The 20,455-nt window shown below is 61.1% G+C and carries 23 protein-coding genes; 9 read left to right on the forward strand and 14 right to left on the reverse strand.

Annotated features, from left to right (window positions below; all coding sequences use genetic code 11):
• The first annotated feature begins 2 nt into the window (after positions 1 to 2).
• Complete coding sequence (locus tag AC1DWF_RS12360; RefSeq protein WP_476783974.1) at positions 3 to 494, forward strand: N-acetyltransferase family protein; 492 nt, start codon at positions 3 to 5, stop codon at positions 492 to 494.
• A gap of 9 nt (positions 495 to 503) precedes the next feature.
• Here the strand turns inward: AC1DWF_RS12360 and panC are convergent, their stop codons facing one another.
• The 4 genes from panC to AC1DWF_RS12380 all read right to left on the reverse strand — a co-directional run bounded on the left by panC (position 504) and on the right by AC1DWF_RS12380 (position 3,050).
• Complete coding sequence (gene panC / locus AC1DWF_RS12365) at positions 504 to 1,349, reverse strand: pantoate--beta-alanine ligase (RefSeq protein ID WP_476783973.1); 846 nt, start codon at positions 1,347 to 1,349, stop codon at positions 504 to 506.
• A complete protein-coding gene (gene panB / locus AC1DWF_RS12370) occupies positions 1,346 to 2,176 on the reverse strand; it encodes a 3-methyl-2-oxobutanoate hydroxymethyltransferase (protein ID WP_476783972.1) in 831 nt (276 codons plus the stop codon). Before panB ends, panC begins: the two co-directional genes overlap by 4 nt.
• A 138-nt stretch (positions 2,177 to 2,314) precedes the next feature.
• Positions 2,315 to 2,788: a hypothetical protein gene (locus AC1DWF_RS12375; RefSeq protein WP_476783971.1), complete on the reverse strand. Its 474-nt coding sequence runs from the start codon at positions 2,786 to 2,788 to the stop codon at positions 2,315 to 2,317.
• 91 nt (positions 2,789 to 2,879) lie between these two features.
• Positions 2,880 to 3,050, reverse strand: a complete 171-nt coding sequence (locus tag AC1DWF_RS12380) for a hypothetical protein (protein ID WP_476783970.1) — start codon at positions 3,048 to 3,050, stop codon at positions 2,880 to 2,882.
• 255 nt (positions 3,051 to 3,305) lie between these two features.
• Between AC1DWF_RS12380 and AC1DWF_RS12385 the strand changes: the two genes are divergently transcribed.
• Together AC1DWF_RS12385 and AC1DWF_RS12390 are read left to right on the forward strand one after the other, a co-directional pair.
• The gene (locus tag AC1DWF_RS12385; RefSeq protein WP_476841716.1) at positions 3,306 to 3,704 is read left to right on the forward strand and encodes an NADH:ubiquinone oxidoreductase subunit NDUFA12; all 399 of its coding nucleotides are present in this window, start codon (positions 3,306 to 3,308) and stop codon (positions 3,702 to 3,704) included.
• A gap of 312 nt (positions 3,705 to 4,016) precedes the next feature.
• Complete coding sequence (locus AC1DWF_RS12390) at positions 4,017 to 4,427, forward strand: DUF2155 domain-containing protein (protein WP_476783977.1); 411 nt, start codon at positions 4,017 to 4,019, stop codon at positions 4,425 to 4,427.
• Between the two features lie 36 nt (positions 4,428 to 4,463).
• Here the strand turns inward: AC1DWF_RS12390 and AC1DWF_RS12395 are convergent, their stop codons facing one another.
• Positions 4,464 to 5,342, reverse strand: coding sequence for a patatin-like phospholipase family protein (locus AC1DWF_RS12395; RefSeq protein WP_476783969.1), 879 nt, complete (start codon positions 5,340 to 5,342; stop codon positions 4,464 to 4,466).
• A 525-nt stretch (positions 5,343 to 5,867) separates the two neighbouring features.
• Here AC1DWF_RS12395 and AC1DWF_RS12400 point away from each other — a divergent pair.
• A complete protein-coding gene (locus AC1DWF_RS12400) occupies positions 5,868 to 6,245 on the forward strand; it encodes a hypothetical protein (protein WP_476783968.1) in 378 nt (125 codons plus the stop codon).
• 8 nt (positions 6,246 to 6,253) lie between these two features.
• Here the strand turns inward: AC1DWF_RS12400 and aat are convergent, their stop codons facing one another.
• The 6 genes from aat to AC1DWF_RS12430 all read right to left on the reverse strand — a co-directional run bounded on the left by aat (position 6,254) and on the right by AC1DWF_RS12430 (position 11,574).
• Complete coding sequence (gene aat / locus AC1DWF_RS12405) at positions 6,254 to 6,871, reverse strand: leucyl/phenylalanyl-tRNA--protein transferase (RefSeq protein ID WP_476783967.1); 618 nt, start codon at positions 6,869 to 6,871, stop codon at positions 6,254 to 6,256.
• A gap of 12 nt (positions 6,872 to 6,883) precedes the next feature.
• On the reverse strand, positions 6,884 to 8,227 hold the full coding sequence (accC, locus tag AC1DWF_RS12410) for an acetyl-CoA carboxylase biotin carboxylase subunit (RefSeq protein ID WP_476789197.1): 1,344 nt from the start codon (positions 8,225 to 8,227) through the stop codon (positions 6,884 to 6,886).
• A 17-nt stretch (positions 8,228 to 8,244) separates the two neighbouring features.
• Positions 8,245 to 8,712 (reverse strand): acetyl-CoA carboxylase biotin carboxyl carrier protein, encoded by a 468-nt coding sequence (gene accB / locus AC1DWF_RS12415; RefSeq protein ID WP_476784203.1) that lies wholly within the window; start codon positions 8,710 to 8,712, stop codon positions 8,245 to 8,247.
• Between the two features lie 29 nt (positions 8,713 to 8,741).
• Positions 8,742 to 9,176, reverse strand: a complete 435-nt coding sequence (aroQ, locus tag AC1DWF_RS12420) for a type II 3-dehydroquinate dehydratase (protein WP_476789196.1) — start codon at positions 9,174 to 9,176, stop codon at positions 8,742 to 8,744.
• Between the two features lie 130 nt (positions 9,177 to 9,306).
• The gene (locus tag AC1DWF_RS12425; RefSeq protein ID WP_476784199.1) at positions 9,307 to 10,122 is read right to left on the reverse strand and encodes a DsbA family protein; all 816 of its coding nucleotides are present in this window, start codon (positions 10,120 to 10,122) and stop codon (positions 9,307 to 9,309) included.
• A 51-nt stretch (positions 10,123 to 10,173) separates the two neighbouring features.
• Positions 10,174 to 11,574, reverse strand: a complete 1,401-nt coding sequence (locus tag AC1DWF_RS12430; protein WP_476784198.1) for a M48 family metalloprotease — start codon at positions 11,572 to 11,574, stop codon at positions 10,174 to 10,176.
• A gap of 136 nt (positions 11,575 to 11,710) precedes the next feature.
• On the opposite strand from AC1DWF_RS12430, the gene AC1DWF_RS12435 reads away from it, so the two are divergent.
• Positions 11,711 to 12,859, forward strand: coding sequence for a pyridoxal phosphate-dependent aminotransferase (locus AC1DWF_RS12435; RefSeq protein ID WP_476804288.1), 1,149 nt, complete (start codon positions 11,711 to 11,713; stop codon positions 12,857 to 12,859).
• Positions 12,860 to 12,863: 4 nt separating this feature from the next.
• On the opposite strand, the gene AC1DWF_RS12440 is transcribed toward AC1DWF_RS12435, so the two are convergent.
• The 3 genes from AC1DWF_RS12440 to catB are packed head-to-tail and all read right to left on the reverse strand — an operon-like array spanning position 12,864 to position 14,779.
• Positions 12,864 to 13,523 carry a CatB-related O-acetyltransferase gene (locus AC1DWF_RS12440; RefSeq protein WP_476784196.1) on the reverse strand — a complete coding sequence of 220 codons (660 nt, stop codon included), beginning with the start codon at positions 13,521 to 13,523 and terminating at the stop codon, positions 12,864 to 12,866.
• Between the two features lie 24 nt (positions 13,524 to 13,547).
• On the reverse strand, positions 13,548 to 14,147 hold the full coding sequence (locus tag AC1DWF_RS12445; protein ID WP_476784202.1) for a class I SAM-dependent methyltransferase: 600 nt from the start codon (positions 14,145 to 14,147) through the stop codon (positions 13,548 to 13,550).
• Complete coding sequence (gene catB / locus AC1DWF_RS12450) at positions 14,147 to 14,779, reverse strand: type B chloramphenicol O-acetyltransferase (RefSeq protein ID WP_476784195.1); 633 nt, start codon at positions 14,777 to 14,779, stop codon at positions 14,147 to 14,149. The genes AC1DWF_RS12445 and catB overlap by 1 nt, the downstream gene beginning before the upstream one ends.
• A gap of 254 nt (positions 14,780 to 15,033) precedes the next feature.
• On the opposite strand from catB, the gene AC1DWF_RS12455 reads away from it, so the two are divergent.
• The 4 genes from AC1DWF_RS12455 to AC1DWF_RS12470 all read left to right on the forward strand — a co-directional run.
• Complete coding sequence (locus AC1DWF_RS12455) at positions 15,034 to 15,666, forward strand: ATP-dependent Clp protease proteolytic subunit (RefSeq protein ID WP_476784194.1); 633 nt, start codon at positions 15,034 to 15,036, stop codon at positions 15,664 to 15,666.
• Between the two features lie 302 nt (positions 15,667 to 15,968).
• On the forward strand, positions 15,969 to 17,243 hold the full coding sequence (gene clpX / locus AC1DWF_RS12460) for an ATP-dependent Clp protease ATP-binding subunit ClpX (RefSeq protein WP_476787281.1): 1,275 nt from the start codon (positions 15,969 to 15,971) through the stop codon (positions 17,241 to 17,243).
• A gap of 370 nt (positions 17,244 to 17,613) precedes the next feature.
• Positions 17,614 to 20,028 (forward strand): endopeptidase La, encoded by a 2,415-nt coding sequence (gene lon / locus AC1DWF_RS12465; RefSeq protein WP_476841717.1) that lies wholly within the window; start codon positions 17,614 to 17,616, stop codon positions 20,026 to 20,028.
• A 185-nt stretch (positions 20,029 to 20,213) separates the two neighbouring features.
• Positions 20,214 to 20,455, forward strand: a 242-nt coding sequence (locus AC1DWF_RS12470) for an HU family DNA-binding protein (protein ID WP_476841718.1), incomplete at its 3' end; no start/stop codon positions are given.

The following is a 20,455-nucleotide window of genomic DNA, read 5'->3' on the forward strand; positions in this document are numbered from 1 at the left end:
CGGTGTTTGTCCGCACGGCGAGCGAACGCGACCTTGAGAACATCAAGGCGCTGCTCGCCGAAACGTGGCACGCGACCTACGATGCCATCTACGGCATCGAGCGGGTCAACCAGATCACCACCGAATGGCACTCGCTTGCCGCGCTCAAGGCGCGGCTGACGAGGCCGAATTCCGAGTTCCTGGTCGCCGATGACGGCAAGAAGATCGCAGGCATGGCCTTTGCCGCGGCGACCAGCGGTTCCAAGATCGTCGTGCTCTACCAGCTTTATGTACGCCCAGAATATCAGCGCGCCGGCATCGGCCGCATGTTGCTCGATGAGATCGAGCAGAGCTTTCCCGAAGCGCATTCGATTCGCCTTGAAGTCGAAGAGGCGAACGTTCAGGCGCTGGGCTTTTATCTCGCCAACGGCTTTGTGAAGTCGGGGGGCGATCCAGACCCCGAGATCGCGGAAACGGGGGTCTTGTCGCTGGTGCTGGAAAAACCCCTGAGCTGAAGCGGCGGCCTAGCTGGCAGCGACCTCGACATTGTCGATCAGGCGTGTCTTGCCGAGACGGGCAGCGACCAGCACGCGGCCATCATGGTCTTTCTGCCACGGCGCAAGCGTGAGGCTTTCGCGCACTTCGACGTAGTCGACGGAATTGAAACCGGAATCGAGAATCGCCTGACTAGCGGCTGCCATTGTCGCTTCTTCGTTTGCGCCCGATTGGAGCGACGAAGCAGCCTTGCGCAGCACCTTGTTGAGCTGTTGCGCGACAGTGAGTTCGGTGGGGCTGAGATAGGCGTTGCGCGATGACATGGCGAGGCCTTCGGCATCGCGGATCGTCGGCGAGCCCAGAACTTCAACCGGCAGGTCGAGATCGCGGCACAGCTTCTTGACCACGCAGAGCTGCTGGTAGTCCTTCTCGCCAAAGACGGCGAGGTCGGGCGTTACCTGGATGAAGAGCTTGGCAACGACGGTGGCGACACCGTCGAAGAAAGCAGGTCGGAAGGCGGTTTCGAGACCTGCGGATGGGCCGCCCACCGCAATCGCGGTGGCAAAGCCTTGTGGATAGACCTCGTCGACACCGGGCGTGAAGGCGAGATGGACACCGGCTTCATTGAGGCGCGCGAGATCCTGCGCCAGCTGGCGGGGATATTTGTCGAGGTCTTCGGTCGGCGCGAACTGGCGCGGATTGACGAAGATCGAAACGACGCAGCGGTCGGCGCGCTCAAGGGCAGCACGCATCAGCGAGATATGCCCGTCATGCAAGGCGCCCATGGTTGGGACCAGCGCGACCTTGAGGCCTTCGGCTCGCCATGCCTGCACTTGCACGCGCAGGGCAGCGATGGTTTCGACGACAGCGGTCATGCCTTGTCCTTGCTCAGGGAAAACAGGTGCTCGGGGCCGGGGAAAGCGCGGCTGCGAACGTCACGCGCGTATTCCGCTGCGGCTTTGGACATAGTGTCGCGCAAAAGGGCATATTCCTTGACGAATTTCGGCACGCGGTCGACGGTCAGTCCGATGGCGTCGTCGATGACCAGGATCTGCCCGTCGCAGGCAGCGCTGGCGCCGATGCCGACGGTAGGAATGGCTATGCGCCGGGTGATTTCAGCGGCCACCGGCTCGACAGTGCCTTCGATGACGACGGAAAACGCGCCAGCTGCTTCCACAGCCTTGGCGTCGGCATAAAGCGCTTGGGCATTGGCCTCGGAACGGCCTTTGATCTTGTAGCCGCCCTCTTTTTCGACCGACTGCGGCAAAAGCCCGATATGGCCCATGACCGGGATGCCTGATGCAACGATGGCGGCGATTTGGGCGGCGATGGCGACGCCGCCTTCGAGCTTGACCGCGTCGCAGCCGGTTTCACGCATGATGCGCTTGGCGCAGGCCACGGCGTTTTCGACCGTGTCCTCGTAGCCGCCGGCAGGCATGTCGACGACGACGCAGGCGCGGACAGAGCCGCGCATCACGGCCTGGCCATGCGCGATCATCATGTCTATCGTCGCGCCGAGCGTCGTCGCATGGCCATGCAACACCATCGCGACGCTGTCGCCGACAAGCAGAAGGTCGACATGTGGGTCGAGCAGCCGGGCAATGGGGTAGGTGTAGGCGGTGAGGCAGACGATGGGCTCGCCGCCCTTGCGGGCCAACAGCTCGGCGGGCGTGATGCGGCCGGCAGGCGCGTCAGAAGCCATGTCGTTTCCTCCCATGCCCGGTTCCAGCCTAGCAAGCCAGTCCGAGAGCCCGAATTGGGCCAGAATCCATTACGGACCGGCTAGAGATTTTGCAAGTGCGAGATGAAGACGTGAGCAGTTGCGAGATGGCATCGTCCATCAGGACGAGCGGCGCGCTGTTTCCTCTTGCGCGAGCCGGCGGATGTAGACGGCGAATTCGGGGTCTTCGCCCGGCAGCAACTGGGGCAGGGCATCGCGAAAATCCGCGCGCCGGCACCATTCGCGCATGAAATCCTCCCACGACGCCCAGCGGCGCTTTCTCCGCTCGGGCATGTCTGCTTCGTAGATGACGAGATAGGCGCGCTCGAACAGCGAGATGAGGATAGCGAACATGGCGAGCAGCCGGTCTTTCTGCTCGGCGGTCAGACCTTCCGTGGCCGTATGCGATTGCAGATAGAGGTCGGAATGCTCGAGCGTCAGCGTCAAAAAGTTGGTGTAGCCGTCTGACAGCATCTGGTAGATCTCTTCCTCCTCGTTGACGCGCGCCTTGCGCTGCTCGTAGACGAAGATGAAGATCGCGAGCGGCAGGCCGAAGATCGTCACCAGCATGCTCAGCATTTCGAGGACTTGCATGAAGGGCATCGGCTATGCGGCCATGGTTCGCGCGCGTCCACGTTGCGAGCTTGGACCAAGCTCTCGGCAAAGGAATGTTATCAACGCAGCCTCAGAGCTGTCCGCCTTGATTGCGTCGCGCAATCTTGAGCGCAAGCAGAACCAGGCCCACCGCGAGGACTACAATCCCCAAGAAGATCAGCCAGTTCGATCCGGACCTGTAGCCCTCAGCGGCCATCAGGAAACCGAGGATGATAGCGATCAGACCGGTGAGTTTGTTCATCAGAGGGTGAACTCTTTCCCCGCTTATGGCCATTTCGAACCTCCGCGTGCGTGATAGATCTACCGCCTGACCCACAGAGTATAGTGCTGGCCAGTGCGCGTCGAGTTGCCTCGCCAGTTGGAAGCATCCTGCGCAAGCTGTCACTGATGCCTGCCAATCGTCGCAGACCCCAAGATTGGGCGTCTAAAGCCTTGCCTTCGGAACGGCCTGACGCCATAAGCAGGAGACTTTCGACGCGCCTGCCGCGAGGATCCGATGAAGAAATTCCTTGTTCAATTTTTCACCTGGTGGAACGRCCAGACGCTTGGCACCCGCTTTCACACCTGGCGCAAAGGCACCAAGGTGGGCCAGGATGAGTTCGGCAACGTCTATTACGAAGGCGGCAAGGACTCCGAGGGCCGCACGCGTCGCTGGGTGATCTACAATGGCGTGTCCGAAGCCTCGATGATTCCGCCCGGCTGGCACGGCTGGATGCACCATCGCGTCGATGTAGCGCCCCCGAGCGACAACTACATTCCGCGCGACTGGCAGAAGCCGCATCAGCCTAACTTGACCGGCACCGGCGGCGCTTACCGTCCGAAGGGCTCGGTGCTGGGCAATACGCATCGTCCACAGGTGACCGGAGACTACGACGCCTGGACGCCCGGCGCATAAGACAGCACATCGGCGCGGACATTTGTCGCCACAATTGGCGGCTAACTCCTTGCCCATTGGCGCCAGGCGATTAGCCTTGGCGCGTGGGAATCAGCGAGTGCAAAACACTCCGGGCGCAACGGCGGTAACGACTCAATGACATTTCTTGGCCGGGTTCCGTCGAACGGACGATCGAAGGCGAAAGCTCTGCTTGCCACGGTTGCGCTGTGCGCAGGGCTTGGCCAGGCGATGGCCCAGGACAGTATTCAGCGCCTGCCGCTCGATCAACAGGTCGAGCAGGGCAACGATCTGCCGGCGATCGATGTTCAGCCGATACCTGGCGAGACCCAGCCGGCCCCAAGCGAAGCACAACCAGCGCCACAGGCAGCACCTAAACCCCAGCGCATCAAGAATCCGATCGCCGAGTTCGCCGGCATCGACAAGATCACCGGCCGTATCATCACCTTCGATGTCTATGTCGACGAAACGGTGCAGTTCGGCGCGCTGCAGGTGACGCCGCGCGTCTGTTACTCGAGGCCGGAAAACGAGGAGCCCAAGACGGATTCCTTCGTTGAAGTTGACGAGATCACGCTCGACCGCAAGATCAGGCGCATCTTCACCGGCTGGATGTTTGCCGAAAGCCCGGGCCTCAACGCCGTCGAGCACGCCGTCTATGACGTCTGGCTGAAGGCCTGCAAGCAGAAGTCGGACATTCCGGCGCCGGAAGCTGCCAAAACCAACTGATATCGGCAGGTGCAACTGACGTACTGCTGGCCGCGTCTATCGTCGGCTAGGACGCGTCATGGCAGCTGAAGCGGTGACCACTTGTGGTCGGCTTTCGGTTGGCGTCGATACCCAGGCATTTGCGGCCCGGCCGAGGCCATATTGGTAGAGCCTCCGCATGTCTTCGGTTTCGAATTCCTCGGTGCCGCTGTCAGCCACGTTGACCGGTATCGCGGCGAGGTGGAAGCCGATGCCGTTGCGGCGGGCGAACGCGTAGGTCGCCTGCAACGTAGCGCGTGAGTTGGTCTGGATGAGCGTCGAGACGGAACGCCCGGCGATGTCTTTTGTCTGGTTTGGGACCACCTCGAAGGATGGGTGCAGTTTCCCGTTCATCAGCACGTACAGATCGGCCGAGCCTTTCAGTGGCAGGCGCGGGTTCCGGAACAGTATGTCGTCCGGCAGGATGAACACGTTGGACACGACACCGCCGTCCACATGCATTTCCTGGAAGCGATGGCCGCCGCTTTCGGCTGGGATGAATGTTGGCGTGAATATGCCGGGGATACTGGCCGAGGCGGCCATGACCGTGCGGAAAAGCTCGTTGGCGCCGGGAGCGCCGCTCGCCGCGATCGCGCCCATGTTCCAGATGACGGGGCGCTGGGCATCGAGGTTCGTGGTCAGTATGAGCAGGCGTCGTCCCTTTCGGTGTTCACGCGCGACAGCGGCGATCACCTCCGGCGTGACGAATTTCTGGGCGAGCGTCTGCATGCGGCCGCTGTCAAACAGGCCGGAGCCGAAGATCGCATTGATGGGATCGGGCGAGTCGACCAGCGTGATCCCGTACCCACCGGTATACATTTCCTTCAAGGTGTCGTCATAGGCGGGACCAAGGAAGGCGAATGGTGCGATAAGCGCACCGGTGCTGACGCCCGACACGACGGTAAACTCAGGCCGTGTGCCCGTTTGTGTCCAACCTTCAGCAATCCGGCTCCGAACGCCCCATCACCACCGCCGCCGGAAAGCGCAAGGTAGGAGAGGTGCTTGTGCGGCTGTTGGGAGATGTATGCCGCCTCACGCCCGGCCGATTCCGAATCGGCCCAGATACGCACATTGGACAAGCCTGAGACAGTTGCATCTGTTTGCTCATCGGCCGTGAACGAATCTCGGGGCAGGCCACTACATGCTGCAAGAGCAGTGGCGAGGAGTGCTGACAGTATGAGGCCATTGACCCCTTGCGCAATTGCCATTTCGCCTACCTGCACAGCCGCGATATTGCATAGTGTTGTATTGTCGCGGCTGTTGTCAAACCGCAGGCGGCGCGTTTGCGGTCCGAAACCGGGGCGCTGCCAAGGCCCAGATTGTCGTATTCCCAAATCTGCCGGGGCCCGTCCCGGCCCTTTCGGAACCGCTTCCGATCCCTGGCGTTTGTCGTTGTGAGCAACGCGAGCGGAGGATGCTGCGGTGACCGTCAATCGTGACGAACTTCTCGAACTCGAACGGGAATTCTGGACCGGCAATCAGGAGTTCTTTGCCGAAAACGCCGACAGGGAATGCCTTGTCGCCTTTCCCGACATGGCCGGCGTGATGAGCAACGCAGAGATTGCCGCGACCGCCACCAAGCCGAACCGCTGGCGCAATCTGGAGATGAAGCTGCAAGGCATAGTCGAGCCGGGCAGCGACATTGTCATCCTGACCTATGAAGCCAATGCGATCCGCGACAATGGCGAGCCTTATTCAGCACTCGTCAGTTCAGGCTACGTGCACCGCTTGCAGGGCTGGAAGTTGATGTTCCACGCGCATACGCCGACCAAGCCCGAAGCCGGCAAGGCCAGGAACTAGCGTCGCCTTCAAGGTGAGAACGTGGCTTCGCCGACAAGTGCCTTGGCCAGCATCTTTTCGTATTTGTCGCGCGGCACGTCGACCGCACCGAAGCGTTTCAAATGGTCGGTGGTGAACTGCGTATCAAGCAGCAGGAAACCTCGCTGCTTGAGCCGCTCGACCAGATGGACGAGGCAAACCTTCGAGGCGTCGGTCTCGCGCGAAAACATGCTTTCGCCGAAGAAGGAACGGCCCAACGACACGCCATAGAGCCCCCCGACCAGCACTCCGTCGCGCCATGCCTCGACCGAATGGGCGTTTCCGATGCGGTGGAGGTGGGCGTAGGCCTCTCTGATCGGCGCGTTGATCCAGGTCGACAGGCGCCCCGCGCGCCGCTCGGCGCAAGCATCGATAACGGCTTCGAAGTTGCTGTCGAAGCGGATCTCGAACTGGCCCTGCCGTATCTTCTTGGCAAGGCTGTGCGGCACATGGAAGGTTTCAAAGGGGATGATGCCGCGCGTTTCGGGTCGGACCCAGAAGACCTCCGGATCCGACGCACTCTCGGCCATGGGAAAGACGCCCGACGCATAGGCCTTCAGCAGAAGGTCCGTGGGTATGCTGTAGCCGGGCGCATAAGGACGGGTCATGCGACCCCCAGTCTACTCGCCTTTCGCGAGATGTTTTTCCAGCCAATGAATATCGTAGTCGCCATTTGCAATGTCGGGGTTGCCGACGAGTTCACGAAACAGCGGCAACGTCGTCTTGATACCATCTACCACAAATTCGTCGAGTGCGCGGCGCAGACGCATCATGCATTCGACGCGGTTGCGACCATGCACGATCAGCTTGCCGATCAGGCTGTCGTAGTAAGGTGGGATCTTGTAGCCGGAATAAACGCCCGAATCGACGCGGATGCCCAGGCCGCCAGGCGTGTGGAAATGCGTGATCGTGCCGGGCGATGGCACGAACGTGCGCGGATCCTCGGCGTTGATGCGGCATTCGATGGCATGGCCATGGAAGCGGATGTCGTCCTGCGTGACCGACAGGCCGCCACCGGAGGCGACGCGGATCTGCTCGTGCACGAGATCGATGCCGGTGATCGCTTCGGTGATCGTGTGCTCCACCTGAAGGCGGGTGTTCATCTCGATGAAGTAGAACTCGCCGTTCTCGTAGAGGAACTCGATGGTGCCGGCGCCCGAATAGCCGAGATCGGCCACTGCCTTGGCGCAGATATTGCCGATGCGCGAGCGTTCTTCCGCGTTGAGGGCGGGTGAATTGGCTTCTTCCCAGACTTTCTGGTGGCGGCGCTGCAGCGAGCAGTCGCGTTCGCCGAGATGGACGCCCTTGCCAGCACCGTCGCCGAAGATCTGGACTTCGATATGCCGCGGCTTCTGCAGGTACTTCTCGATATAGACTGCGTCGTCGCCGAAGGCCGCACCGGCTTCGGTACGTGCCGTCTGCAGTGCCACTTCAAGATCAGCCTCGGTGAGCGCAACCTTCATGCCGCGGCCACCGCCGCCGGCGGACGCCTTGATGATGACCGGATAGCCGATCTCGGCGGCAACGCGCTTGGCTTCCTTCTCGTCGCTGACAGCGCCTTCCGAGCCCGGAACGACCGGGATGCCCAGGCGCTTTGCGGTGCGCTTGGCTTCGATCTTGTCGCCCATGATGCGGATATGGTCGCCCGAGGGACCAATGAAGGTGATGTTGTGGGCGGCCAGGATGTCGGCGAACTTGGCGTTCTCCGACAGGAAGCCGTAGCCGGGGTGGACAGCGTCCGCGCCGGTGATCTCGCAGGCCGCGACGATCTGGTGGATGTTGAGATAGCTGTCGCGTGACGGCGGCGGGCCAATGCAGACGCTTTCGTCCGCAAGGCGCACATGCATGGCGTCGGCGTCGGCGGTGGAGTGCACGGCAACCGTCTGGATGCCGAGCTCCTTGGCCGCGCGCAGCACTCTGAGGGCGATCTCGCCGCGATTGGCGATGAGGATTTTCTGAAACATGCGCGCAGCCTTCCGGCTCATTCGACGACGACGAGCGGCATGCCGTATTCGACAGGCTGCGCGTCTTCGATCAGGATCGCTGTAACCGTGCCTGAGCGCGGCGCGGGAATCTGGTTCATCGTCTTCATGGCTTCGATGATCAGCAGCGTCTGACCTTCCTTGACCACCGAGCCAACCTCGATGAACGGCTTGGCGTCGGGCGACGGCGCGAGGTAGACGGTGCCCACCATCGGCGAGGGCACGGCGTTCTTGGAGATGTCGACGACGGCAGGGGCGGCGACTGCTGCGACCGGCGTCGAATTCACTGCCGCGGGTGCTGCCATCATTGGTGCTGCGACCGCATGAACGGCCTGCGTCTGGCGCGAGACGCGCACCTTGAGGTCGCCCAATTCGACTTCGATCTCGGTCAGGTTGGTGTCGTTCAGGATTCCTGCGAGGTCGCGGACGAGCTGCTGGTCAACACCGTCGGTCTTCTTCGTCGCCATGTTCAAGCCTTTTCTCTTCCTGTTTCCGGTCAGAGCCGGGCGGCCAGCGCCTGAAGCGCCAGCGTATATCCGAGCGGCCCGAAGCCGCAGATCATGCCCACCGCCACCGGCGCCACCATCGATTTGTGGCGGAACGGCTCGCGGGCGTGGATGTTGGAAAGGTGCACCTCGGCGATCGGCAATGGCGAGACGGCACGAATGGCGTCCTGCAGCGCGATCGAGGTGTGGGTATAGGCGCCTGCATTCAAGATGATGCCGGCAGCTTTTTCGCCAGCCTCGTGAATCCAGTCGACCAGATCGCCCTCATGGTTCGATTGGCGGAAGTCGACCGCCAGCCCCAGCGAAGCGGCTGCCGCCTGGCAGTCGGCCTCGATGTCGGCCAAGGTCTTGCCGCCATAAATGCCGGGCTCGCGTTTGCCCAGCATATTAAGGTTCGGACCGTTGAGGACGAAAATCGTTTTCAATGTACAGACCCTTCCACCCGCCAGATCCTCTCTGGCGCGGCGGACCCTCTATAATCGGCATAAGCCGTCGCGAAAAGAGCGCAAGCGACTTCTTGCGCTGTCCACAACGGCTCGCGCTGAACAAACCCGTTCAGCAGGTGGAATCGGCCTGGCAGGCCTTTGCGGCGGCAATCTTCTCGGCGAGCACGTCTTGGCCGAGCGCACCGAAGATGACTTCGTTGCCCACGACATAGGACGGCGTACCGCTGATCTGCAGTTTGTTGGCAAGCTCGTAGGTGCGATTGAAGGCCTCGCCGATCGCCGGATCGTTCATCGCTTCGCGCAGTTTGGCTTCGTTTGCGCCCAGTTCGATGGCGATCTTGACGGCGTTGTCTTCGCCGGCGCGGCCTTCGCCGCCGAGCAGCTTGTCATGGAATTCGCCGTACTTCTCCGGCATCAGCTTGCGGAAGGCCATGGAAACGACATGGGCCTTCTGCGAATCCGGACCGAGGATCGGGAATTCCTTGAGCACGAAGCGCAAGTCCGGGTTGGCCTTGGTCAGGGCAGTCATGTCGGCCTGAGCGCGTTTGCAGTAGCCGCAATTGTAGTCGTAGAACTCGACGATGGTGGTCTTGCCGTTGGGATTGCCGGCGATCCCGTCGAAGGCCGAGTTGAAGATCTCGTCCTTGCTCTGCTTGATCACCTCGACATGGGCGACGCGCTGCTCTTCCTTCTGCTTGGCTTCGAGTGCACCTTGCATTTCGAGCAGCAGTTCGGGGTTGTCGAGCAGGTATTCGCGTACGATGGTTTCGACCTGCTTCTTGTCGAGGTTGCCTGCGGCAGCGACTGCAGCCGGCTGGGCAGTTTCGGCATGTGCCGTGCCGGGAGTGCCTGATATGTAGCCGGCAGCCAGCATGGCAAAGGCGACAGCGATGCCTGTTGTGCCGAGAAGAATTGCTTTTTTCATGGTCCTAGTCTCCAGCCCTCTTGGCTATGTCGCCTGCTGCCGTGCGAAGGTTCACTTCTTCTTGCCCGGCTGCTTGTAGTTGATGATGTCCTGAGCGCGCACCCAGCCAGGCGAACCGCGCTGGAGCTTCATCTGCGCGCGCATCGCAAAGATTGTGGCGTCTTGATAGGCGCCGCTGTAATAATGCCCGTCCGCAGTGGCCAGATCGGCATCCGCGACGTCGCCGAGCATGCCATAGGCCTGTGCCAGATAGCGGTAGCCGGCGGCGTTTTCGCGGTCGCGGTCGAGGCCCTTGCGAACCTCGGTCACAGCCTTCTTCAGCGCGTCGGGCGTGCCTATGGCGAGATATGCCTGGCCGAGCGCGATCGGCAGGATGCCCGAATTGGCCGGATCGAGCCGCACCGCGGCGGCATAGGCTTCTGCTGCCGCTGCCGGCTTGTTCGACTTCATCAAGATGTCGCCGCGCAATTCTTGGAAATAGGCGTTCTTGGGTTGCGACTTGATCAGCGCGTCGGTCTTGGAAAGTGCCGAGCGCAAATCGCCGAACAGATAGGTTGCCTGCGCATCGCCATAGCGGCTGGCAAGCCCACCCGGATCCTTGCGCAACAGGCGAGAGGCGGCGGCCTGGCCTTGTGTGTAGACGGCGATCTTCACCCGCGCCATGTCGTGGCGCAGCTGCAGGGCTTCCGGATCGGTCTTGTTGAAATAGGGGCTGGCATGCGCCAGCGTTTCGAGATTGGCGATGCGATCGCGCGGCATCGGGTGGCTGACCTGATAGGGGTCGATCCGTGCGCCAGATAGCGACAGCGCGGTCTGGAAGCGCTGGAACGTCTTCAGCATACCTTGCGCCGACTGGCCGGTGGCATTGAGATAGGTGATCGCCGAGCGGTCGGCGGTGGCTTCTTCCGAGCGCTGGTAGCCAAGCAGGCTGCGTCGGGCCATTTCGGAACCGCCTGCAATAACGCCAGCGCCCGCGGCGCCCATGCCTTTGGTGTCGGTCGCAGCACCTGCAACCATGGCACCCGCGCCAAGCAGGGCCGCAACGATCGCCATGGTCTGGGCGCGTGCCAGCTGGTCGCGCAACCGTTCCTGGTGCCCGCCGGCGATGTGGCCGGCTTCGTGCGCGAGAACGCCGATGACTTCGTTCGGCGTCTCCGATGTCATCAGAGTGCCGGTGTTGATGAAAATGCGCCGGCCGGCGACGAAAGCGTTGAAAGCCGGGTCGTTGACGAGCACGATGTTGATGTTCGAGTTGGCGAGACCCGCCGCCTTGAGGATCGGTCGCGCGTAATCGCGCACCAAGGCCTCGATTTCGGCATCGCGGACGATCGGCACGCCCTGCGCATGCGCCGTGCCCGTCGATCCGAGCGCAAGCCCGGCCGACAGCGCAAGCGCGGTGACCGCGCGCGTTGATCTTGCGATGAAACGCGAAAGGTTATTGAAGCTCTGCATAGCGGGAAACACTCGTAAACGAGCCGTCGGGCTGTGAAAAGACAGGCTGAGAAATCTCATCAACTTGTGATCCCCATATCAATCAGGCATTTGTGCGGCGCATTGCCTTATGTACGGCAAGGAAGAGTGAACGAACATGGCGGTAGCGATTTCACGGCGCGGCGAAGTTGAGCCGTTCCATGCGATGGACATTCTGGCTGAAGCCAACAGGCTCAAGGCTTTGGGAACGCCTGTCATTTCAATGGCGGTCGGTCAGCCGTCCGATCCTGCACCGCAACGGGTACGTGACGCGGCGGCTGCGGCACTCAAGGTCGGGCGCATCGGCTACACCGACTCGCTCGGGCTCACCGATCTGCGCAAGGCGATTTCGGCCCATTATGCCGAACATTACCGCATCGACGTGCCGGTTTCGCGAATCGCTGTCACCACGGGCTCGTCGGCGGCCTTCAATCTTGCATTCCTCGCCATGTTCGATGCTGGTGACCGGGTGGCGATCGCTGCGCCAGGCTATCCCGCCTACCGCAACATCATGGGCGCGCTCGGCCTCGACGTCGTCGAGATCGAACTCGATGGCTCGGCCTATCTTCATGCCGAGCACCTGCGTGAAGCGCATCGCCAAAAGCCGCTCAAGGGCGTGCTGTTTGCGAGCCCGGCCAATCCGACCGGTGCGGTGGTGCCTGCAGGCGATCTCAAGGCGCTGATTGATACGGCAAGGGAACTGGGAATCGCGGTGATTTCCGACGAAATCTACCACCGACTGGCTTATGGCGCGCCTGACGTTACGGCACTCGCCTATGATGACGATGTCACGGTCATCAATTCATTCTCCAAATATTACTGCATGACCGGCTGGCGCATTGGCTGGATGGTGCTGCCCGAGCGTCTGGTCAGGCCGGTCGAGCGCATCGCGCAATCGCTCTATATCTCGGCACCCGAGCTTTCGCAGGTCGCCGCCATCGCGGCGTTCAACGTCACCGACGAACTCGAGGCCATCAAGGCGCGCTACGCCTGGAACCGCGAACTTCTGGCCAAGCGTCTGCCTGAGCTGGGCTTCAGCTTTGCAGCCCCCATGGACGGTGCGTTCTACGCCTTCTGCGATGTGTCGCGCCTCACCAACGACAGCATGGAGTTCGCCAGCCGCATGCTGGCCGAAGCACATGTCGCGGCAACGCCCGGCAGGGACTTCGATACGCTCGCAGGCCACCGCTATATCAGGTTCTCATATGCCGGCAGCCATGACGACATGGTAGAGGCAATGGATCGCATCGAGCGCTGGCTGCGCTGACGGCTCAGGTGCAGCCGGCTTCGTCATATCGCTCTGAAGCAATGGCGAGGGCGTCGATGTCGCTCGCGCAAAGCAAAGGTTTCAGCGCCTCGAACTTGTCCGCCGGCCAATCATAGACCTTCAGCGCGAGCAGTTTGTCTGCCACGGCATCGGGGAAGCGGGTCTTGATCCGCGCGGCCGGATTGCCCGCAACGACCGTGTAGGGGGCAACGTCCTTCGTCACGATAGCTCCGGAGGCTATGATGGCGCCTTCGCCAATGGTGACGCCGGGCATGATCATGGCGCGCATGCCGATCCATGCGCCGTCGCCTATGACCGTGTCGCCCTTGCCGGCATAGGCGTCGACGATGAACTCGGGGAAGGGGTAGAGGCTGAACCAGTCAGTCCTGTGCGTGTGGTTGCCGCCGAGCAGGATCACTGCCTCCGCGCCGATGCAGACATAGTCGCCGATGTGCAACTGGTCGATCGGCCAGGCGGGTTCCCACGCCTTGAGGCTGTAGTCGTCGCCGTAGAGATAACGCACCACGCTTTGTTCGAACGAACCCGACCAGGCATCGCTGTAATAGCTATGCGTGCCGCGAATGTGGATGTTCGGGTTGCTGACGGTCTCGTGGAGATACTCCACCTTCGACCAGTGCTTGTTTGCTTGGGTTGGTTCATTCATCACGGACATTCCATTGGGTACGAATTATTCAGCCTTCGTGGCGACGACATGAAGCCAGGCGGTCGGCAGGCCGTCATAGCCGCCACCGGTTTCTTCCTGGATCTCCAGCGAGTTCCAGCGGTCGGCTCGATAGGCCTGCACTAGCCATTCGGGAGAGGGGTAGTTGTAGTACCTGCCGAAGCGATCCCGACCTTCCGCCTCGCCCGCCTTGAAACTGGCGTAGAACACCCCGCCCGGCTTGAGCGCGGCGTGCACATGACCAATGATTAACGCCAATTGCTCGCGTGGCACGTGCAGCAGGCAGGCGTTGGCCCATACGCCGGCGTAACTTTCCTTTTCGTCAATGTCTTCGAAGAGAAGCACCGTGACCGGCCGTCCGAGGCGTTTCGCGGCAACGGCGGCGATCTCGGGGGTGCCGTCAGTCGGTACAACGTCGAACCCGCTCGAAAGCATCGCTTCGCTGTCCTGTCCAGCGCCGCAGCCGAGTTCGAGCACGCGGCCATCTGCCGGCAGCCGCGCCATGAAGCTGCGGAGATGGCGCTCGCTCGCCGCTACGCCCCGTGTGGTATAGGCTTCCGCCTCGTTCGAGTAGAACTTGATCGTCTCGCTATCTTTGGCTTCGATCATGATCGCTGCTCTTTCCAAAATATGTGCAACGCCTTGATGTCGCCGGCGCAGAGCAGGGGCATGGCCTTGCCGATCTGTTCTATCGGCCAGTCCCACCAGGCAAGCTCGAGCAGCAGCGCTATGTCATCGTCGGAAAAGCGCTTGCGGATCGGCTTTGCCGGGCTGCCGCCGACGATTGTGTAGGGCTCGACATCCTTGGTCACCAGCGCGCGGCTGCCGATCATTGCGCCATGGCCAATGCGCACACCCGGCATGATCATAGCTTCAGCGCCAATCCACACGTCGTTGCCGATCACCGTGTCGCCCGCCGGCTGGTAGCCGTTGAGCGCCGGGGCGAAGGCCGGCTCTTCCTGCATGTAAAAGAATGGAAAGGTCGAGATCCATTCGTTCTGATGGCCCTGGTTGCCGGCCATCATGAAGACGGCACCGGTGCCTATGGAGCAAAAGCTGCCAACGATCAGCTTGTCGACGTCGTCCCGGTCCGGCATCAGGTAGCGGGCGCAGTCGTCGAACGAATGGCCATGATAATAGCCGGAGTAATAGCTGTAGCGCCCGACTTTGATGTTGGAGTTGGTCACCTGCTCGGACAGCAGTTTTCCGCGAAATGGGCTCTCGAAATAGTTGGTCATGATCTCAGGCTCGGTCGTTGTCCTTGCCCGCTATGACTGACGGGCATCGTTTGGTCGCATTCATTACCGTAGCAGTTGCGGAAAGTTCCAGTGCTGACCAGCCTGCTTCAGCTGCGAAAGTTAGCGGCAGCTGAAATCAAGCGCCCTTACTGGCCTTGCGCAACGCTAAGGTGGCATCCTATTTACAGGGCAAAGCCTCTGAACCGATTCTGCCCATCCGGCGCCGGAATCCCATCACGAAAAAGGGATAGTCGATGAAGAACCCCGTCGAAACATACATGAACCTCGTTCCGATGGTGGTCGAGCAGACCAACAGAGGCGAGCGTGCCTACGATATCTTCTCGCGCCTCCTCAAGGAGCGCATCATCTTCATCACCGGCCCGGTTGAAGATGGCATGGCAACGCTGGTCTGCGCCCAGCTTCTGTTCCTCGAAGCAGAGAACCCGAAAAAAGAGATCAATCTCTACATCAACTCGCCCGGCGGCGTGGTGACCTCGGGCATGGCGATCTACGACACCATGCAGTTCATCAAGCCGGCGGTTTCGACGTTGTGCATTGGCCAGGCCGCCTCGATGGGCTCGCTGCTGCTCTGCGCTGGCGAAAAGGATATGCGTTTTGCCACGCCGAATGCCCGCATCATGGTGCACCAGCCTTCGGGTGGCTTCCAGGGCCAGGCCTCGGATATCGAGCGCCACGCCCAGGACATCGTCAAGCTCAAGCGCCGTCTCAACGAGATCTATGTCAAGCACACCGGCAAGGACTACGAGCTCATTGAAAAGACGCTCGACCGCGACCATTTCATGACTGCGGACGAGGCGCGCGACTTTGGTTTGATCGATAAGGTCATCGCAAGCCGCGACCCGGTTGAGGGTGCTACCGCTTCGTGATTGGACGCTTCGACCTGCCGACAGGGGTCACATCTCGCTTTTTTGAGGTGCCCTGCGGCATTTCGGACACATTTTGCTGTTCCCACAGCGAAAGCGTCGGCCTACGTTAAGGCAGCGTTGAGCTTCGACGGCTTAGCGTTGTTCAAGGGTGGCGCGACTCGTTGCAGCGACTTGTGGAATGTGAGTTGTGCGGAGCTTGTTGCGGCGGCCAGGGAATGGCGGTGGCGGCGTCCGTCGTTAGATTGCATATGCGCTCGAAAGCCAAACGTTCGGCCGGGCGGCAGTGAAAGGACTTGGACAAGATGAGCAAGGTCAGCAACGGCGGCGGCGACTCCAAGAACACGCTCTATTGCTCGTTCTGCGGCAAGAGCCAGCATGAGGTACGCAAACTCATAGCCGGTCCGACCGTCTTCATCTGCGAYGARTGCGTCGARCTGTGCATGGACATCATCCGCGAGGAAAATAAGACCTCGATGGTGAAGTCGCGCGAGGGCGTGCCGACACCGCAGGAAATCCTCAAGGTTCTGGACGACTATGTCATTGGTCAGCCCTACGCCAAGCGCGTGCTGTCAGTTGCCGTCCACAATCACTACAAGCGCCTCGCGCATGCCTCGAAGAGCAACGACGTCGAGCTGTCGAAGTCGAACATCCTGCTGATCGGCCCGACGGGCTGCGGCAAGACGCTGCTTGCGCAGACGCTTGCGCGCATCATCGACGTGCCGTTTACCATGGCGGACGCAACGACGCTTACCGAAGCCGGTTATGTCGGCGAGGACGTCGAAAACATCATCCTCAAGCTGCTGCAGTCGGCCGACTACAATGTGGAACGCGCCCAGCGCGGCATCGTCTACATCGACGAAATCGACAAGATCTCCCGCAAGTCGGACAACCCCTCGATCACCCGCGACGTGTCGGGCGAGGGCGTCCAGCAGGCATTGCTGAAGATCATGGAAGGCACCGTCGCTTCCGTGCCGCCTCAGGGCGGCCGCAAGCACCCGCAGCAGGAGTTCCTGCAGGTCGACACCGCCAACATCCTGTTCATCTGCGGTGGCGCCTTTGCCGGCCTCGACAAGATCATTTCGGATCGCGGCCGCAAGACCTCGATCGGCTTCGGCGCCACAGTGGCTTCGCCTGAAGACCGGCGCAGCGGTGAAGTCTTCCGCCTCGTCGAGCCGGAGGATTTGCTGAAATTTGGCCTGATCCCCGAGTTCGTCGGCCGTCTGCCGGTGTTGGCGACGCTTGAGGATTTGGACGAGCCGGCGCTGATCCAGATCCTGACCGAGCCGAAGAACGCTCTGGTCAAGCAGTACCAGCGCCTTTTCGAGATGGAGAATGTCGATCTCACCTTCCACGAGAACGCGCTTTCGGCGATCGCCAAGCGTGCCATCGAGCGCAAGACTGGCGCACGCGGCCTGCGTTCGATCATGGAAGCGATCCTGCTCGACACGATGTTCGAGCTTCCTGCGCTCGAAGGCGTCCAGGAAGTGGTAATTTCGGAGGAAGTGGTGACCGGCAGTGCCAGGCCGCTCTACATCTACTCCGAACAGAAGGAAATGAAGGGCAACGTCAGCGCCTAGAGCATGATCCCGAAAAGTGGGTACCGGTTTTCGGGAAAGATCATGCTCCAGCAAAAAGTTGGAGCCCCATTCCGATGCAATCGGAATGGTTAGGCTCTAAGCCTTGGCAGTTTCTCTTTGAACCGCTCCCAGCGACGGCGCCCCAGCGGCGCCGTTTGGCGTTTGGAGGTTTTGCGTCCAGGCTTGCTACACGGCAGCGTGTTCGGCCTTGATGTTTACCCGGCGAACCTCCAACTAACGGAGAAGAGGCGATGGGTTGGCTTTCGTGCTGTAATGCCGCGCGGTAATCGGCGGTAGGCGGAGCCGTCCATGGTCGTTAATATGAGATTCGCGGTTGGCCCTGCGCGGCCGCGATATGAAAGGTTGGACAATGGCCAAAATATCCCGCTCTTCCAGCGAAGGTACCTTCGCGGTCCTGCCGTTACGCGACATCGTCGTGTTCCCGCACATGATCGTCCCGCTGTTTGTGGGACGTGAAAAGTCGATCAAGGCTCTGGAAGAGGTGATGGGTCAGGAAAAGCAGATCCTGCTTGCGACCCAGATGAATGCCGCCGACGACGATCCCGAGCCAGGCGCCATCTACGACATCGGCACGCTCGCCAATGTGTTGCAGCTGCTCAAGCTGCCGGACGGCACCGTCAAGGTGCTGGTCGAAGGCACGACGCGCGCCAAGATTCAGTCCTTCACCGACAAGTCCGACTTCCACGAGGCCCACGCTCTCATCCTGAGCGAGCCGGAGGAGGAAGCGGTCGAGGTTGAGGCGCTTTCGCGTTCGGTGGTTTCCGACTTCGAAAACTACGTCAAGCTGAACAAGAAGATCTCGCCCGAAGTGGTTGGTGCTGCCAGCCAGATCGAGGACTATTCCAAGCTCGCCGATACGGTGGCCTCGCATCTCGCCATCAAGATCACCGAGAAGCAGGAAATGCTCGGCACGCTGTCCGTCAAGGAGCGGCTCGAGAAGGCGATGGGCTTCATGGAAGCCGAGATCTCCGTCCTGCAGGTGGAAAAGCGCATCCGCAGCCGCGTCAAGCGGCAGATGGAGAAGACCCAGCGCGAGTACTACCTCAACGAGCAGATGAAGGCGATTCAGAAGGAGCTCGGCGAAGGCGAGGATGGCCGCGACGAGTCCGCCGAACTCGAGGCGCGCATCAAGAAGACGAAGCTTTCCAAGGAGGCCCGCGAAAAGGCGGACGCCGAGTTGAAGAAGCTGCGCTCGATGTCGCCGATGTCGGCTGAAGCCACCGTCGTGCGCAACTATCTCGACTGGATCCTGTCGATCCCGTGGGGCAAGAATTCCAAGGTCAAGCAGGACCTGAACTTTGCCCAGCAGGTGCTCGACACCGACCACTACGGCCTCGACAAGGTCAAGGACCGTATCGTTGAGTATCTCGCCGTGCAGAGCCGTCAGAAGAAGCTGAAGGGGCCGATCCTGTGCCTCGTTGGCCCTCCCGGCGTCGGCAAGACCTCGCTCGGCAAGTCGATCGCCAAGGCGACCGGCCGTGAGTTCGTGCGCATGKCGCTCGGCGGCGTGCGKGACGAGGCCGAGATCCGCGGTCACCGCCGCACCTATATCGGCTCGATGCCCGGCAAGGTCATCCAGTCGATGAAGAAGGCCAAGAAGTCCAACCCGCTCTTCCTCCTCGACGAGATCGACAAGATGGGCCAGGACTTCCGTGGCGATCCTTCGTCGGCGCTGCTTGAGGTGCTCGATCCGGAACAGAACGCAACGTTCATGGACCACTAYCTGGAGGTSGAMTAYGACCTYTCGRRCGTGATGTTCGTGACGACGGCGAATACGCTGAACATCCCCGCGCCCTTGATGGACCGCATGGAGATCATCCGTATCGCCGGCTACACCGAAGACGAGAAGGTCGAGATCGCCAAGCGGCATCTGATGACCAAGGTCATGAGGGATCATGCCTTGCAGCCAAAGGAGTTCTCTGTCTCCGAGGATGCGATCCGCGGCATCGTCCAGACCTACACGCGTGAAGCAGGTGTCCGTAGCCTTGAGCGCGAGCTGATGAAGCTCGGGCGCAAGGCGGTCACCGAGATCATCAAGACCAAGAAGAAGTCGGTGAAGGTCACCGCCGCCAACTTGGACGAGTATCTCGGCGTGCCGCGTTACCGCTTCGGCCAGGTCGAAGCCGACGATCAGGTCGGCGTGGTCACGGGGCTTGCCTGGACAGAGGTCGGCGGCGAGTTGCTGACGATCGAAGGCGTGATGATGCCCGGCAAGGGCCGCATGACCGTCACCGGCAACCTGCGTGAAGTCATGAAGGAGTCGATCTCGGCGGCGGCATCTTATGTCCGCAGCCGCGCCATCGATTTCGGTATCGAGCCGCCGCTGTTCGACAAGCGCGACATCCACGTGCACGTGCCGGAGGGTGCTACGCCCAAGGACGGCCCTTCGGCCGGCGTTGGAATGGCGACTGCGATCGTGTCGGTAATGACCGGCATCCCGGTGAAGGCTGATATCGCGATGACGGGCGAGATCACCTTGCGTGGTCGGGTACTGCCGATCGGCGGCCTCAAGGAGAAGCTGCTTGCAGCGCTTCGCGGCGGCATCAAGAAGGTGCTGATTCCGGAAGAAAACGCCAAGGATCTGGCGGAGATTCCGGAAAACGTGAAGAGCGGCATGGAGATCATCCCGGTCAGCCGCATGGGCGAGGTGATCAAGCACGCCCTGGTGCGCATGCCCGAGCCGATCGAATGGACTGAGCCGGTCGACGTGCCTGCGTCCAAGTCGGACGCTGGCGACGATGCCGGTAAGGGCTTTGCTCATTAAGTCGCATCTAAAGTTGCACTGAAAAACGAAAAAGCCGGGCACACGCCCGGCTTTTTCATGTGAAAAACCCCGGAATTCCGGGCTTTGTGAGCCTTTTCGACTTGGTTGTGGCTGCGCTTTTTTCTACAGTCCGTGTCCTACCGGCTGAGTCTTATGTCCCGGTTTTCTCATGGAAGGGAATTTGAATGAACAAGAACGAACTAGTGTCCGCCGTCGCCGAGGCTTCCAAGCTCTCCAAGGGTGACGCGCAGTCCGCTGTCGACGCTGTTTTTTCCGTCATCACCGGCGAACTGAAGAGCGGCGGCGACGTCCGGCTTGTCGGTTTCGGAAATTTCACCGTGTCGCAGCGCGCAGAGTCGACTGGCCGCAACCCGCAGACCGGCGCCGAAGTGAAGATCCCGGCTCGTACGGTACCGAAGTTCTCGGC

The sequence above is a fragment of the Aminobacter sp. P4_D5 genome (assembly GCF_056401815.1).